This window comes from Chengkuizengella sp. SCS-71B (assembly GCF_040100845.1).
Lineage (GTDB): Bacteria > Bacillota > Bacilli > Paenibacillales > KCTC-33759 > Chengkuizengella.
In genome coordinates this window covers 2,885,512-2,898,250 of record NZ_JAZHSH010000001.1, presented here as the reverse complement: position 1 = coordinate 2,898,250, position 12,739 = coordinate 2,885,512, and the positions used below count along the sequence as shown (strand labels likewise).

At 34.8% G+C, this 12,739-nt stretch carries 14 protein-coding genes and 1 other annotated feature; of the genes, 13 read left to right on the top strand and 1 reads right to left on the bottom strand.

Annotated features, from left to right (window positions below; translation table 11 throughout):
• Positions 1 to 54 precede the first annotated feature (54 nt).
• The 10 genes from VQL36_RS14155 (at position 55) to leuS (ending at position 9,089) form a co-directional block, all read left to right on the top strand.
• On the top strand, positions 55 to 573 hold the full coding sequence (locus VQL36_RS14155; protein ID WP_349249948.1) for a YqeG family HAD IIIA-type phosphatase: 519 nt from the start codon (positions 55 to 57) through the stop codon (positions 571 to 573).
• Between the two features lie 3 nt (positions 574 to 576).
• A complete protein-coding gene (yqeH, locus tag VQL36_RS14150) occupies positions 577 to 1,692 on the top strand; it encodes a ribosome biogenesis GTPase YqeH (RefSeq protein WP_349249947.1) in 1,116 nt (371 codons plus the stop codon).
• A gap of 121 nt (positions 1,693 to 1,813) precedes the next feature.
• Positions 1,814 to 2,668, top strand: a complete 855-nt coding sequence (aroE, locus tag VQL36_RS14145) for a shikimate dehydrogenase (protein ID WP_349249946.1) — start codon at positions 1,814 to 1,816, stop codon at positions 2,666 to 2,668.
• Between the two features lie 28 nt (positions 2,669 to 2,696).
• Complete coding sequence (yhbY, locus tag VQL36_RS14140; RefSeq protein ID WP_349249945.1) at positions 2,697 to 2,987, top strand: ribosome assembly RNA-binding protein YhbY; 291 nt, start codon at positions 2,697 to 2,699, stop codon at positions 2,985 to 2,987.
• Between the two features lie 55 nt (positions 2,988 to 3,042).
• Entirely contained in the window at positions 3,043 to 3,633 is a 591-nt protein-coding gene (locus tag VQL36_RS14135; RefSeq protein WP_349249944.1) for a nicotinate-nucleotide adenylyltransferase, read from the top strand.
• On the top strand, positions 3,620 to 4,198 hold the full coding sequence (gene yqeK, locus VQL36_RS14130) for a bis(5'-nucleosyl)-tetraphosphatase (symmetrical) YqeK (protein WP_349249943.1): 579 nt from the start codon (positions 3,620 to 3,622) through the stop codon (positions 4,196 to 4,198). The genes VQL36_RS14135 and yqeK overlap by 14 nt, the downstream gene beginning before the upstream one ends.
• A 1-nt stretch (position 4,199) precedes the next feature.
• The gene (gene rsfS, locus VQL36_RS14125; protein ID WP_349249942.1) at positions 4,200 to 4,547 is read left to right on the top strand and encodes a ribosome silencing factor; all 348 of its coding nucleotides are present in this window, start codon (positions 4,200 to 4,202) and stop codon (positions 4,545 to 4,547) included.
• Entirely contained in the window at positions 4,544 to 5,437 is an 894-nt protein-coding gene (locus tag VQL36_RS14120) for a S1 RNA-binding domain-containing protein (RefSeq protein ID WP_349249941.1), read from the top strand. The genes rsfS and VQL36_RS14120 overlap by 4 nt, the downstream gene beginning before the upstream one ends.
• Positions 5,438 to 5,515: 78 nt before the next feature.
• The gene (locus VQL36_RS14115; protein WP_349249940.1) at positions 5,516 to 6,283 is read left to right on the top strand and encodes a class I SAM-dependent methyltransferase; all 768 of its coding nucleotides are present in this window, start codon (positions 5,516 to 5,518) and stop codon (positions 6,281 to 6,283) included.
• A gap of 59 nt (positions 6,284 to 6,342) precedes the next feature.
• Positions 6,343 to 6,539: a binding site (T-box leader), on the top strand.
• A 108-nt stretch (positions 6,540 to 6,647) separates the two neighbouring features.
• Positions 6,648 to 9,089: a leucine--tRNA ligase gene (gene leuS / locus VQL36_RS14110; RefSeq protein WP_349249939.1), complete on the top strand. Its 2,442-nt coding sequence runs from the start codon at positions 6,648 to 6,650 to the stop codon at positions 9,087 to 9,089.
• 7 nt (positions 9,090 to 9,096) lie between these two features.
• Here the strand turns inward: leuS and comER are convergent, their stop codons facing one another.
• Positions 9,097 to 9,930, bottom strand: a complete 834-nt coding sequence (comER, locus tag VQL36_RS14105) for a late competence protein ComER (RefSeq protein WP_349249938.1) — start codon at positions 9,928 to 9,930, stop codon at positions 9,097 to 9,099.
• A 239-nt stretch (positions 9,931 to 10,169) separates the two neighbouring features.
• Here comER and VQL36_RS14100 point away from each other — a divergent pair, with 239 nt between their 5' ends.
• The 3 genes from VQL36_RS14100 to VQL36_RS14090 all read left to right on the top strand — a co-directional run bounded on the left by VQL36_RS14100 (position 10,170) and on the right by VQL36_RS14090 (position 12,622).
• A complete protein-coding gene (locus tag VQL36_RS14100) occupies positions 10,170 to 10,610 on the top strand; it encodes a ComEA family DNA-binding protein (protein WP_349249937.1) in 441 nt (146 codons plus the stop codon).
• Positions 10,611 to 10,749: 139 nt separating this feature from the next.
• Entirely contained in the window at positions 10,750 to 12,042 is a 1,293-nt protein-coding gene (locus VQL36_RS14095; RefSeq protein WP_349249936.1) for a homocysteine synthase, read from the top strand.
• A 58-nt stretch (positions 12,043 to 12,100) separates the two neighbouring features.
• Positions 12,101 to 12,622: a cytidine/deoxycytidylate deaminase family protein gene (locus VQL36_RS14090; RefSeq protein WP_349249935.1), complete on the top strand. Its 522-nt coding sequence runs from the start codon at positions 12,101 to 12,103 to the stop codon at positions 12,620 to 12,622.
• Positions 12,623 to 12,739: the final 117 nt, after the last annotated feature.

Sequence of the window (12,739 nt, the reverse complement as noted above, 5' to 3'; positions counted from 1 at the left end):
AAAAAGGACATATATGGTATAGTTTCCGTATGAAATTAATTGAGGTGACAGGATTTGATCAAAAAATTTGTACCCTATTTACATGTGAAATCAATTTATGAAATTGATATTGATGCTTTAAAAAAAGCAGGAATAAAAGGAATTATTACAGATTTAGACAATACGCTTGTAGGTGCAAAAGTTCCTCTAGCTACACCTGAATTAATTCAATGGTTAAAGCAGTTAGAAGAAATTGGTTTTAAAGTCGTTATTGTTTCCAATAATAATCATTCAAGGGTATCTAAATTTGCCGTTCCATTAAATATACCTTTTTTACCAAATGCCAGAAAACCAGCTAATTTAGCTTTCAAAAAAGCACTTCAATTAATGAGTTTAAAGGCTTCTGAAACTGTGGTTATCGGTGACCAGTTACTGACTGATGTGTATGGGGGGAATCGATTTGGTTTGAATACTATTTTAGTGAAACCAGTTTCAATTGGTGAGGATTCTTTTTTTACAAGAATTAACCGAAAAATAGAACGAATCATTCTTTCCAAGTTAAAAAAGAAAGGTCTAATGCCTTGGGAGGATTAAATTGTGGATAAAAACATAGATACAGACCAGCTCGAATATTGTTCAGGTTGCGGTGTTAAATTGCAAACGAATGATTCAAACAAAATTGGATATGTTCCTAAAGAAAATGCAACGATATGTCAACGTTGCTATAAAATTAAACATTATAATGAAATTTCATCTATTGCTCTAGAAGAAGATGACTTTTTAAAGATTTTAAGTCATGTAGGACAAACGAAAAGTTTAGTTTTAAATATTGTTGATGTGTTTGATTTTGAAGGAAGTTTAATTACAGGATTGAAACGTTTTGTTGGTTCAAATCCTACGGTTATGGTAGTGAATAAAGTAGATTTATTGCCAAGAAATATGAATTTGAATAAAGTGATGAATTGGGTAAAAAAACAAGCGAAAGAATATGGTTTAAATGTTATTGATGTCGTCTTGTGCAGCGCTAAAAAAAATATAGGATTTCAAAATGTATTAGAAGTTTTAAGTAAGTATAGAAAAGGCAGAGACATTTATGTTGTAGGAGCAACAAATGTAGGAAAATCCACTCTGATAAATCGACTCATCAGTGATTTTAGTGATTTAGATGAAGAATTAACGACATCCAGATACCCAGGTACTACTTTAGATTTAGTAAAAATCCCTTTGGAAGATGGAAAATTCATTGTGGATACACCAGGGATTGTTTACACTTCACGAATGACTGAAATTATTTCTAAACACGATTTACAAAAAATAACACCAGAACAATCTTTAAAACCTAGAGTATATCAATTAAATGAGAGGCAAACATTGTTTTTTGGATCACTAGCAAGGTTTGATTTTGTACAAGGTGAACGCCAATCTTTTACTTGTTTTATTTCTAATTCTGTTTATGTCCATCGAACGAAATTGGATAAGGCAGATGAAATCTATGAAAATCAAAAAGGTGAAATGTTATCACCACCTGGAATTAAAGAACTAGAAGCACTTCCTTCATTTACAAAACATGCATTTCGAATTCCAAAGAACAAGAGATTGGATTTATTGATTTCAGGTTTAGGTTGGATCAAATGTAATGGTGATACTGGTGCAGAAGTGATAATACATGCTCCTAAAGGTGTGAAAGTCGTTTTGCGTGAATCCATGTTATAAGTACTAGATTTTTAATCTGTTCCATGCATACGATATTATTAAAGGGTTTAAGAACAGGGTTTTAACTGAACATAATATGCTGAACCCTGTTTTAGTCTTGTTTTATGGGGGAGGTAAAAAGATGCAATTTCATTCAAAAATAAATACAAACACAAAAGTGTACGGTGTCATTGGAGATCCAATTAAACATTCCAAATCGCCTACTATGTTGAATCGTGCCTTTCAAGAGATGAATATAAATGCTGTTTATGGAGCATTCCATGTAGAAGTAGGCATGTTAAAGGAAGCAATTGAAGGACTAAAAGCTTTTAAGCTTGGAGGACTTAGCGTTACCATTCCACATAAAGTAGAAGTGATGTCTTACCTTGATGAGATTGATGAAAGTGCCAAAGTGATTGGGGCTGTAAATACAGTCGTGAATGATAATGGCAAGTTGAAAGGTTATAATACGGATGGAATTGGTTATGTAAGGTCTTTGAAAGAAGAAATACAACTCGATCTAAAGGGAAAAAGGGTTCTCATTTTAGGTGCAGGTGGTGCAGCTAGGGGAGTTGCTTATGCATTAGCTGGGGAAAATCCAAGTCACATCTGGATTGCTAATCGTACAGTAGAAAGAGCAATAGAACTTGCTGAATCAATGCAATCATTCGTGAAGTCAACAGGTATGGCTATCTCAGACATTGCAAAAATAAATAAAGAGGTTGATCTAGTCATCAACACGACCTCCGTAGGGATGCATCCACAGATTGAATATAGCCCGATTCCTTCTTTATTTATAAAAGAAAACATGGTTTTTAGTGACTTGGTTTATAATCCTAGAAAAACAAAACTTCTATCATTAGCAGAAGAAAAGGGTTGTCAAATTCATAGTGGATTAGGTATGTTTATTTATCAAGGAGCCTATGCTTTTGAGTATTGGACAGGTAAGCCTGCCCCGATTGAAGCCATGAAACAAGCAATGGATTACAAAAATTAAATACATTCAATTGAATAGAGGTTAGACAATGTTAACAGGAAAACAAAAAAGATATCTTCGATCATTAGCACACAATTTAACACCTATTTTTCAAGTTGGAAAAGGTGGGGTTAATGACCACTTAATACGACATATCAATGAAGCAATAGAAAATAGAGAACTTATGAAAATAAGTGTACTGAGCAATAACTTAGATGATCGAAAAGAAATTGGAGCGGAAATTGCGACAGCTTCCAAATCCGAATTGGTACAAGTGATTGGGAATGTGATTGTGTTGTATAAGGAATCAGAGGATAACAAAACTATAGAACTTCCATAACTCTACCCAAAAAAGTGAAGTGAAGTTATGTAGCTTAGTTTAATGGAGGATAACAATGAAAGTTGGGATTTTAGGAGGTACTTTTGACCCCATTCATATTGGCCATATGATAGTTGCTGAGAGGGCTAGAATTGAAATGGATCTGCAAGAGGTTTGGTTTTTGCCTTCTTCTATCCCTCCTCATAAAAATAATGCTCCGATTGCAACTGCTAAACAAAGATTGGAAATGGTATGTAAAGCAGTTGAAACAAACAAATATTTTTTAGGGAAAGATCTGGAGTTAACAAGAGAAGGCATCTCATATACGATAGATACGGTAAAAACTTTAAAAAAGCAATTTCCTCAACATGAGTTTTTCTTCATTATAGGAGGAGATATGATACAGTATTTACCAAAGTGGTATCGAATTGATGAGTTGATTCAACTTATTTCTTTTATAGGTCTACAAAGACCAGGAACTGAAATACATTGGGAGCTGTTAAATGAGCAAATAAAGCAAAAGATCACTATGGTGACAATGCCTTTAATAGACATCTCATCTACTGATATAAGGACTCTTTCCGCTCAAAACAAATCAATACGATATCTCGTTCATGATAAAGTATATGATTTTATTAAGGAGCATAAATTATATGAAACGAGATAAATTTATTCAAGCTGTGCAACAGCAAATGCCAAATAAGCGTTGGCTTCATACATTAGGTGTTATGGAAACTTCTGTTGCTCTGGCAGAACAATATGGAGCTGATCCTGTAAAAGCAGATTTGGCCGCTTTATTACATGATTATTGCAAGTATTGGCCCACAGAACGACAAAAAGAATGGGTTATAAAGGAACATCTGCCGGTTGAATTATTACAATATGATAAACAACTATGGCATGGTCCTGTTGCAGCAGAAATAGTACAACAAGAATTTTCAATTAAGGATGAAGATGTGATTAATGCTATTCGTTACCACACTTCTGGCAGAAAAAACATGTCAATGCTTGAAAAAGTCGTTTGTTTAGCTGACTACATGGAGCCAGGAAGAGATTTTCCTGGAGTTGAGCAAATTCGAGAATTATCTAAGGAAAGTATAGAAAAAGCCCTTATAGCTGGATTTGACTCTACTATCCGTTTTTTAATATCCAAAGGAAGAAAGGTTTATCCTTTAACTGTTGAATCACGTAACTTTCTAATTGATGAAGTGAAAAATATGAAGGAGGAATAGAATGAATTTAAATTCAGAGGAAATATTAACAATCGTAAATAATGCAATTGAGGAAAAAAAGGGGCATAACATCACATCTTTAGATATAAAGGAAATTTCATTGATCGCAGATTATTTTGTTATTTGTCATGGGAATTCGGAACCGCAAGTTAAAGCAATTGCAGAAGAAGTGAAAAAAAGCGTTGAAAAAGGAAACGGAAATATTAAAAGAATGGAAGGTTATGATACCGCTAGATGGGTACTCATAGATATAGGAGATGTGATTGTACATGTGTTCCATCGTGAGGATCGTGAGTATTATAACATCGAACGTCTATGGTCTGATGCAAAAGTGGTAGAGAATGTATGAAATTAGAAGCAGGTACTTATGTACAATTAGAAGTTGAAAAAGAGGTTGAACCAAATGGATATTACTTAACAAATGGTTCTGAAAATGTACTGCTGCATTACAGTGAAATTGAAGGTCAAATACAGATTGGCGATTGTATTGAGGTGTTTTTATTCCATGATACTCATGACCGGCTAGCTTCAACGATGAAACGTCCTTTAATCAGTTTGAGTGAATTAGCATTATTAGAAGTGGCAGATGTTCATCCGCGAATGGGATGTTTTTTGGAGATGGGGTTAGGTAGGCAATTATTGCTGCCAATACGAGAACTCCCTGAGGAACAGGAATTAAGACCTGTTGTTGGAGATCATGTTTTTGTTGTCTTAGAGCAGGATAAACAGGGAAGAATGCTTGCTAAACTTGCCGGTGAAAGAGAATTTGAGCCATATATTTTTGCAGCTCCCTCTACTTGGAAAAATCAGTGGTTTGATGCGAGAGTATATAAAACATTAAAAATGGGCACTTTCGTCATTGTAGACGGGGGAGTATTAGGATTTGGAGCCATCGGGATGATCCACTCTTCAGAAAGAACAAAAAAACTAAGGGTTGGTGAGGTAACCAAGGTAAGAGTTATTTTTGTTCGTGAAGATGGACGAGTTAATCTTTCATTAAGATTAAGTAAAGAAAAAGGTAGAGATGAGGATGCAACGACCCTACTTCATTTTTTAAAGGAAAGACCTAATGGTGCAATGCCATATTCAGATAAAACGCCTCCGGATATTATTTTACATAAATTTAATATGAGCAAAGCAGCCTTTAAACGAGCAATGGGGAAGTTGATGAAAGAAGGTTTGATCAGACAAGATGAAAATTGGACCTATTTAAAAGAAAAAAAAGCAGAAGATCATTAGTATTTAATTGAAATACAAATGTTTTAATGTCTTTGTAAAATGTTAGCATTAATTGTTTTCTATTAGAGGAGAGTAAATATGTCTTATGAAGGATTTGCTAATTATTATGATGTATTAATGGAGGACATGCCCTATTCTCAATGGATTGAGTTTGCAGAGAGTTGTTGGAATAAACATGGGAAACCAAAAACAGTCGTGGATTTAGGCTGTGGTACAGGTAACATCTCAATCCCTTTAGCAAAAAAAGGATATCAAGTATATGGAATAGATCTATCTTCAGACATGCTTACGGTTGCAACTCAAAAAGAAATAAATTACATGTCTACTATTAAACAAAATGGGGGCTCTATAACATGGCTTGAACAGGATATGAAAGACCTGGAATTACCTTCATCTGTAGACTGTATCATTTCTTTTTGCGATTGTTATAATTACATTACTGATGAATCTCATATCATTCAGTCTTTTCAAAAGGTATATGAACATCTAGAGCATAAGGGTTTGTTTATATTTGATATGTTAACAGAGTCTCAATTTCAATTTTATGCCGAAGAACAGCCCTTCACATATAATGAAGAAAATTTATCGTATATTTGGACTTGTGATTATGATACCCGACATCAAGAAATTGAACATGATTTAACAATCTTTGCACAACAAAGTAGTTCAAACTATTTGAAAATCAATGAAATACATACTCAACGTGCCTATTCTTTAGAATGGATTAAGAGCCAATTAAGTCATGCAGGGTTTATAAATATTAGCTCTTATGGAGATTTCGAATTTGAATCACCGAATGATGCTACAAACCGTGTTTTTTTCGTTGCAAACAAGTCCCCAGAGTAAAGTTGAAGAACTTGACATGGGTAGGATAAATTTATATAATCTAAGAAAATTTGCGAAAATCATTAGCCTAGATTAGGAGTAGTAGTTTTTGTCCCATTTCTCAGAGAATCGGTGTAGGGTGTGAACCGATAAATGGTATAAAGTGAACTTACCTATGAGCTAGATCGTTCCCCGCGTTAAGGGTTGAAGTGAGCAGAAAACGGAAGTGGACTGCTAATTAGGGTGGTACCACGGGAAGTAACCTCTCGTCCCTAGCATTAGCTAAGGATGGAGGTTTTTTTAAATGGAAGAATTATTTAACTTTCTTCACTGCAAGGTTATACTTCACTTTTGTGGGTTGTTTATCGTAAAGGAGGATTTAATTATGTCACAATCACAATCAAATGAACAAGGATATAACCCTCAAGCTTTTGAACCAAAATGGCAAAAGTATTGGGAAGAGAATAAGACATTTAGAGTAGAAAATAATGATGCAAAAGAGAAATTTTTTGCTTTAGATATGTTCCCTTATCCTTCTGGGGCTGGTTTACATGTAGGACATCCAGAAGGAATGACAGCAACGGATATCATATCTCGTTACAAGAGAATGAAAGGCTTTGATGTGCTTCATCCAATGGGCTGGGATGCTTTTGGACTTCCTGCAGAACAGCATGCAATAAACACTGGTGAACATCCAAAAGAATTTACGGTCAAAAACATTAACAATTTCCGCAGACAAATTAAGTCTCTAGGATTTTCATATGACTGGGATCGTGAAATTAGTACAACAGATGCAGATTATTACAAATGGACGCAATGGATTTTTCTTCAGTTGTATAAAAAAGGTTTAGCATATGTTGATGAAATTTCGGTTAACTGGTGTCCAGCTTTAGGTACAGTGCTCGCTAATGAAGAAGTAATTGATGGATTAAGTGAGCGGGGGAATCACCCTGTAATTCGTAAACCGATGCGTCAATGGGTGTTGAAAATTACTGAGTATGCTGAAAGACTTTTAGAAGATTTAGAGGAATTAGATTGGTCAGAAAGTATCAAAGATATGCAGCGCAATTGGATTGGAAAATCTGTTGGAGCTGAAGTCTATTTTGATATTCATGGTTTTGAAGAAGAAAAGCTGACAGTATTCACAACAAGACCAGATACATTGTTTGGTGCTACATATTGTGTGCTTGCTCCTGAGCATCCTTTGGTGGATAAAATTTCTACTCCTGCTCAGAAACAAAGTGTAAAACAATATCAAGATATGGCTGCTCGTAAAAGTGATTTAGAAAGAACAGATTTGGCTAAGGATAAATCTGGTGTTTTTACAGGTGCATATGCTTTGAATCCTGTAAATGGAGCAAAAGTTCCGATTTGGATTTCTGATTATGTATTAATTAGTTATGGAACAGGTGCTATCATGGCAGTGCCTGGACATGATCAGCGTGATTGGGAATTTGCTAAACAATTTGACATAGATATCGTTGAAGTCATTCAAGGTGGAGATTTGTCAAAAGAAGCTTATTCAGGTGATGGTGAACATGTGAATTCCGATTTCTTAAATGGTTTAAAAAATGCTGAAGCTATTTCAAGTATGATAGATTGGTTATCTGAACATAACAAAGGTCAAAGTAAAACCACATATCGTTTAAGAGATTGGTTATTTAGTCGTCAACGCTACTGGGGAGAACCCATTCCAATCCTACATTTAGAAGATGGAACGATGAAAGCAGTTCCTGAGGATCAGTTACCGCTGTTATTACCTGATGTAGAGCAGATTCAACCATCAGGAACTGGCGAATCCCCTTTGGCAACTGTCGAAGAATGGGTGAATACGATTGATCCTGAAACAGGTCAAAAAGCTAGAAGAGAAACGAACACGATGCCACAATGGGCAGGAAGCTGTTGGTATTATTTACGGTATATAGATCCAAATAATGAAAATGAGCTTTGTTCTAAGGAGTTACAGGAAAAATGGCTTCCTGTAGATCTTTATATTGGTGGAGCAGAACATGCTGTCCTTCACTTGTTATATGCTAGATTCTGGCATAAAGTATTGTATGATATCGGAGTAGTATCTACAAAAGAACCATTCCATAAATTAGTGAATCAAGGTATGATTTTAGGGCCTAACAATGAAAAAATGAGTAAATCTAGAGGTAACGTGATTAACCCGGATGAAATCGTTAATGAATATGGAGCAGATACATTAAGAATGTATGAAATGTTCATGGGTCCTTTAGAAGCTACAAAACCTTGGAATACAAACGGAGTAGACGGAATTTATAAATTTTTGAATCGAGTCTGGCGTTTATTTATAGCAGATAATGGGGAACTGAACGATAAAATCGTAGAAGATGGAGGACCTGACTCCTTTAAAAAGATTTGGCATAGAACCGTTAAAAAAGTAACTGAGGATTACGAAGGTCTTCGTTTTAATACAGCGATTAGCCAAATGATGATTTTTGTAAATGAAGCATATAAAACGGAAGAACTACCAAAAGAAGCGATGGCTCATTTTGTTCAAATGTTAGCCCCTATCGCTCCTCATATTTCTGAAGAGTTGTGGCAGCGTTTAGGAAATGAAGGGACGATTACATTTGTAGCTTGGCCTTCTTATGATGAAAAATGGATTGTTGATGATGAAGTAGAAATTGTAGTCCAAATTAAAGGGAAAATCATTGATCGAATCAAAGTATCAAAAGAATTAGATAAAGATTCTTTAGAGAAAATGGTTTTAGAACTTGACAAAGTAAAAACAGCAACAACCGGTAAAACAATAAGAAAGGTTATTGCTGTTCCAGGGAAATTAGTAAATATTGTAGTATAATATACATTTAATTTTTGCTTGAATCGTAAAACATGGATTCTACTTTGTTGAGGTCCTCATCATATTTTGCATGTGTAGTTTTGATAAGCTGATTAAAAACACCATCTAACTCGTTTGACATCATCTTCAAGCCCTCAGCGGTTATTCCTCCAGGAACACTAACACGTTCTCTTAATGTTTCTGGAGTGAATCCCCCTGTAGTTAATAACTTTCCAGTTCCCAATACCATTTCACTGGCTAAGCGAGTTGCTTCTTCTTTTGGAATTCCTGTTTCCTCCACAGCTGCGTCAACAAAGTTTTGAATAAAAAAGGCTAAAAAGGCTGGACCACAGCTAGAGATATCAGATGTAACCCTTGTATACTGTTCAGAAATTTGCAATGGTTCACTAATAGTTTCTAGTAAATTTTCTAGCGTTTGTTTGTCTTTTTCTGTTATTTTGTTTCCATACATGCATAGAGAGGCCCCGCTGCGTTCATGATTTGTAATGCTTGGAATAATCTTTGCAATTTTACAAGGAAGCTGATCTTCAAGATGTTTTATTAAAATTGGACTAGTAATTGAAACAATGATTTGAGAAGGTAATAATACATTTTTGATTTCATCTATTACATGTTTAAATTCTAATGGTTTCACACAAATAAAAATAATATCACTTTCTAAAGCTACCTCAATATTTGATGGAAAAATACGGAGCTTAGGGTATTTTTCTTTAAGTTTCTTCGTTTTGTCCTTTGTTCGATTACTTGCTGAAAGTTGCTCTGCTTTCAAGGCTTCGGATTGGATGAAAGCCTCTATTAATAAACTCCCCATACTGCCAGTTCCAATGAATCCTAAATTCATCACGAAACCCTCCTATATAAGATTCAATTCATTTACGCATATGGTTAAATTAATATGCTACCATTATATATATGTTTGTGCATTAATAAACATGAGGGATTTTTTTGCTTTAAAGTAAAAGAGTGATAAACGAAACGAAGTTACATAAAAGTATAGACTGTACACTACTGATATGGTATATTTTTCAAAATGGAAACATGAACCCTAGTAAATTGAATTGTATTAGCAGGTGATGAGTGATGAGTTTAAGCAAATTAAAAGAAATCCGTTCTATATTATGGATCATACTTATATTATGTATTGTCTTCTTTCTTTTTCTTGAGATGTTTATATTACAAACTGATGAGGTTAATGAATTAGAGAAGGTTAATGACCAGGTGGAAGATGTACTATTACTAAATGATGTTAGAACTAGTCAAAAAGGTAAATTAGAAGAAAAGGGGTTGGAAAACCCATCAGATTCAAGCGCAGAAACTATAGGACCACCTGAAAAAATTAATGTTAACCAAGCAAGTGTTCAACAGTTAATGACTTTACCGAATATTGGAGAAGTAAAAGCTCAAGCCATTGTTGATTATCGAGAAGAGCATGGGAGATTTCTCAATAGAAATGAACTGATGAATGTAAAAGGAATCGGAGAGAAAACGATTGAAAAACTAAAAGGATTGATTACATTTTAGGAATTTGACGATCACCGATAGGTGATATTTTTATAAATTAAACAACTTAAGCAAGTTACTCTGAAGACATCTTTAATAAATGTGTATTGATTAATATATAGTGAATGCATAATTTTATAAAATGAGGAGGAGTAATATTATGTTTGAAGAACGTAAGTTAGGCTTAGAAACGTTATCTGTACATGCAGGTCAAGAGGTTGATCCAACAACGATGTCACGAGCCCTTCCAATTTATCAAACGACTTCGTATGGATTTAAAGACACAGAACATGCTGCGAATTTGTTTGCTTTAAAGGAATTCGGTAATGTATACACTCGATTAATGAATCCAACTTCAGATTCGTTTGAGAAGAGAATAGCGGCTTTAGAAGGTGCACCTGCTGCTTTGGCAACAGCTTCTGGATCATCAGCAATAACGTATTCCATCTTAAATATTGCTGGTGCTGGAGATGAGATTGTGTCTGCTTCAAGTTTATATGGTGGTACTTTTAATTTGTTTTCGGTTAGTTTACCTAGAATTGGTATTGATGTGAAATTTGTAGACCCGAACGATCCAGATAATTTTCGTAAAGCAATTACTAGCAAAACAAAAGCTTTGTATGCTGAATCTATAGGAAATCCTAAGGGAGATGTCTTAGATATTGAAGCTGTAGCTAAAATAGCACACGAAAATAGCATTCCTCTCATTGTTGACAATACGATACCAAGCCCTTATTTATTACGCCCAATTGAGTTTGGTGCAGATATTGTTGTACATTCAGCTACGAAATTTATTGGAGGTCATGGCACTTCAATAGGAGGAATTATCGTTGACGGAGGTACATTTGATTGGAAGGAAAGTGGGAAATTCCCTGGATTAACTGAGCCAGATCCAAGTTATAATGGGATGGTGTATACAGAGGCAGTAGGACCAATTGCATATATCATTAAAGCTCGAGTTCAGTTGTTACGGGATATGGGAGCTGCAATTTCACCATTTAATTCTTTTTTACTTATGCAAGGTATAGAAACACTTCATTTGAGAATGGAAAGACATAGTGAAAATGCGCTTAAAATTGCTCAATATTTAGAGGGTCATGAATTTGTTGATAGTGTTAGTTATGCAGGGTTGGAAAGTCATCCTTCACATCAATTAGCAAAGAAGTATTTACCGAACGGACAGGGAGCAGTGATGACTTTTGAAGTAAAAGGTGGAATGGATGCAGGAAAAAAAGTCATTAATTCTGTTGATATATTTTCGCACCTTGCTAATATTGGAGATAGTAAATCACTTATTATCCATCCTGCTAGTACAACGCATGCTCAATTACAAGGTGACGATCTATTATCAGCAGGAGTAACATCTGGAATGATTCGTTTATCAGTAGGAACAGAAACCATAGATGATCTAATGAATGATTTGGGTCAAGCGCTAAAAGCAAGTCAACAATAAAGAAAATTCATCTCATGATTGGAATAAGATAGGAAAAATAACTTAAAGGAGCCTTTACATGAACAAAAATAAACGCAAAGATTGGGATACCTACTTTTTAGACATTGCTTATATGGCAGCTACAAGATCACAATGCCCACGAAGAAGAGTAGGTGCTGTTCTTGTACAAGGAAAAAAACTGCTAGGTTCAGCATATAATGGTGCACCGATGGGAGTTCCAGACTGTTCAGAAGCAGGTTGTATGATCGCTGAAGAATATGAATTACAATATGTAGATGGAAATGATGAGATGATAAAAAAACAAAGATGTATTCGTACGATTCATGCCGAGCAAAATTTATTGCTATTTACAGACCGCAAGGATCGTGAAGGTTCAACGGTTTATGTAACAGATCAACCATGTTGGACATGTGCTAATATGCTTGCAAATTCAGGTGTTTCTGAAATTGTTTATCATCGTCCATATTTAAAAGATTCAGATAAAGTGATAAATCTTATGAAAGCTAGAGGGATCGTGTTTAGAACACTTGAACATTATCATCCCCCTGAAGGTGTTTTTGCTGAAATAAAAGGTAACTAAGTAATATGACCCATAGACAAGTTGCTTTAGAGGGTGTTAATATATGATATGAAAATATAAACAAATATTACGAGGAAGAACCTCTTTCGAGCATTTTCGAAAGAGGTTTTTTGTTTT

What these genes read in the sequence shown, in the direction of transcription:
- VQL36_RS14100 (WP_349249937.1), top strand. Translation starts at nt 10,170, where the DNA reads ATGAGTTTAAGCAAATTAAAAGAAATCCGTTCTATATTATGGATCATA.
- comER (WP_349249938.1), bottom strand. Translation starts at nt 9,930, where the DNA reads ATGAATTTAGGATTCATTGGAACTGGCAGTATGGGGAGTTTATTAATA.
- rsfS (WP_349249942.1), top strand. Translation starts at nt 4,200, where the DNA reads ATGAATTTAAATTCAGAGGAAATATTAACAATCGTAAATAATGCAATT.
- VQL36_RS14090 (WP_349249935.1), top strand. Translation starts at nt 12,101, where the DNA reads ATGAACAAAAATAAACGCAAAGATTGGGATACCTACTTTTTAGACATT.
- VQL36_RS14115 (WP_349249940.1), top strand. Translation starts at nt 5,516, where the DNA reads ATGTCTTATGAAGGATTTGCTAATTATTATGATGTATTAATGGAGGAC.
- VQL36_RS14120 (WP_349249941.1), top strand. Translation starts at nt 4,544, where the DNA reads ATGAAATTAGAAGCAGGTACTTATGTACAATTAGAAGTTGAAAAAGAG.
- aroE (WP_349249946.1), top strand. Translation starts at nt 1,814, where the DNA reads ATGCAATTTCATTCAAAAATAAATACAAACACAAAAGTGTACGGTGTC.
- yhbY (WP_349249945.1), top strand. Translation starts at nt 2,697, where the DNA reads ATGTTAACAGGAAAACAAAAAAGATATCTTCGATCATTAGCACACAAT.
- leuS (WP_349249939.1), top strand. Translation starts at nt 6,648, where the DNA reads ATGTCACAATCACAATCAAATGAACAAGGATATAACCCTCAAGCTTTT.
- VQL36_RS14095 (WP_349249936.1), top strand. Translation starts at nt 10,750, where the DNA reads ATGTTTGAAGAACGTAAGTTAGGCTTAGAAACGTTATCTGTACATGCA.
- VQL36_RS14135 (WP_349249944.1), top strand. Translation starts at nt 3,043, where the DNA reads ATGAAAGTTGGGATTTTAGGAGGTACTTTTGACCCCATTCATATTGGC.
- yqeK (WP_349249943.1), top strand. Translation starts at nt 3,620, where the DNA reads ATGAAACGAGATAAATTTATTCAAGCTGTGCAACAGCAAATGCCAAAT.